The organism is Oleiphilus sp. HI0066, assembly GCF_001635725.1.
In genome coordinates this window covers 1-1,764 of the sequence record NZ_LWFH01001657.1, presented here as the reverse complement: position 1 = coordinate 1,764, position 1,764 = coordinate 1, and the positions used below count along the sequence as shown (strand labels likewise).

Sequence of the window (1,764 nt, the reverse complement as noted above, 5' to 3'; positions counted from 1 at the left end):
GAGTTAATTGATGATCAAGCATCTGGCTTAATTTTTGATAAGCAAGGCGCACGTTTATTTGTGCGTTACATGGAACAAGACCCTCAAGACGATCAGTTAGCAATCGAGAAGAGAGTTGAAGAGCTCTCACTTGATCAGATTGCAGTAGTGGTTAATCGTTCAGCGACAGATTTTGATTCTAGTTTTGAAGAAGACGGTGCACGAGTTTTTGTTGTCGAAGATGGTGTTCAAGAGCAAATTGATTGTGCTTATTTTAATCGCTTTGTCGACATTACACTTAAAGACTTGACTGTTGATGCACAAGGGATTACCCATAGCTTGTCGGGCAAATTAGAGCTCTCAAATTCTATGGGGGTCAAAGGCAATATCAATGATGAAAGGCCTGAATTAACGACGCGAGATGACCTTTTTTACGCTCTTAAAGGTGATATTTCTAGCGAGATTGATTTAGTAAATCTTAATGAGAGTTATTCAATCGACGGCTTGGACTGGGGGATGAGATTCGGCTCAGCTGATGATTCTTCGTGGTCTGCAACATTTAATACTGAAGTTGTTAGTTTGATTGATGGAGCGATCTTTGAGGTTGCAGTTACAACTAGGTCGCCTTTTGGCGGAGTGTTAGGTCAAGATAATCCGACTGAGCAAGGTGGCATTATTACTCTAGAGGGAGTTGATGATGAAGCAGCTGCTATTCGTATTTTAGGAGCTTCTGCAATTTCGGTCGTTATTGAGGCAGAGGGAGATCAGAATGGTGATGGTCGTTCTGATCAGACATCGCCAATTTTCAACGTTACATGGAATGACTTTTTAGATCGTAACTTCGTGCGTCCTCCTGTGGAAAATATTATTCGTTAGTATGCCTAAATCTAAAACGGCTTATGTTTGTACTGAGTGTGGTGCAGACTTTTCAAAGTGGCAGGGACAATGCCCAGAATGTGGTGAATGGAATACCGTTCAAGAAATTAAGCTCTCATCAGCCAAAACTTCCCGCTCTTCAGCTAAAAGTGTGGGGTATGCAGGCGCTGCTGCAGAAATTAAATCTCTCAGTGCGATTGATCTGAAAGAGCAGCCTAGATTTAGCTCGGGTATCGGAGAGTTTGATCGTGTTTTGGGTGGTGGTTTAGTTCCGGGTTCTGCAATTTTAGTTGGTGGTCATCCTGGTGCAGGGAAGAGCACGTTACTTCTGCAGACGATGTGTTATCTAGCAAATCGTTTACCCGCACTATATATCACCGGTGAAGAATCTCTTCAGCAAGTTGCGATGCGTGCTAAGCGCTTGGAGCTGCAGGCAGATGATCTCAAAATGTTTTCAGAAACAAGCATTGAGAGTATTGAAGCGACGGTACAAAGCGTTCAGCCTAAGGTCTTAGTGGTTGATAGTATTCAGGTGATGTTTAGTGAATCACTGGATTCTGCTCCGGGAAGCGTCTCTCAAGTCCGCGAATGTGCTGCGCGTCTAACACGTTTAGCTAAGCAAACGGGTATGGTGCTTTTTTTAGTTGGTCACGTCACCAAAGAGGGAGCGATTGCTGGTCCAAAAGTATTGGAGCATATGATCGATTGTTCGATCATGTTGGAAGGCTCGAGTGATACACGCTACAGGACTTTGCGCGGAATTAAGAATCGTTTTGGTGCAGTGAATGAATTAGGCGTGTTTGCCATGCAGGAAAAAGGCTTGGCTGAAGTTAAAAATCCAAGTGCCATTTTTCTAAATAGGGGTGAAGAAGCGTCCCCTGGTAGTGCTGTTACGGTTCTTTGGGAAGG

The 1,764-nt window shown here is 43.7% G+C and carries 2 protein-coding genes; both read left to right on the top strand.

The features are described 5' to 3' along the window. On the top strand, positions 1–855 hold an 855-nt coding region (locus A3738_RS31555), incomplete at its 5' end, for a hypothetical protein (protein WP_197474047.1). A gap of 1 nt (position 856) precedes the next feature. Then, positions 857–1,764: DNA repair protein RadA (radA, locus tag A3738_RS25785; RefSeq protein WP_068763956.1), on the top strand; the 908-nt coding region annotated here is incomplete at its 3' end.